A 313-nucleotide genomic window follows, 5' to 3' on the forward strand; every position below is an offset into this window, starting at 1 on the left:
GATTGATCTAGTCCTGTTTATCAACGGCTTTCCGGTGGCGACACTGGAACTCAAGTCCGAGATTAAGCAGGCGGTGCAGAATGCCATGTTGCAGTACAAGCGCACCCGAATGCCGAAAGATCCAGAAACCAACAAGCCTGAACCCTTGCTGATTTTTAAGCGTGGCGCATTGGTACACTTTGCCGTGAGTCAATACGAAGTCTATATGGCGACCCAGTTGGCAGGAGAAGATACTTTCTTCCTGCCATTCAATAAAGGCACGCATGACGGTGGCGCTGGCAATGATGTGCCAGAAGACCAGAATCAGTACGCT

At 50.2% G+C, this 313-nt stretch carries 1 protein-coding gene; it reads left to right on the forward strand.

Going from position 1 to position 313, the window contains the following annotated elements:
- Positions 1 to 313: type I restriction endonuclease (locus tag ACG9ZB_RS16900; protein WP_419326814.1), on the forward strand; the 313-nt coding region annotated here is incomplete at both ends.

This window comes from Acinetobacter johnsonii (assembly GCF_048551975.1).
Taxonomy (GTDB): Bacteria; Pseudomonadota; Gammaproteobacteria; order Pseudomonadales; family Moraxellaceae; genus Acinetobacter; species Acinetobacter johnsonii_A.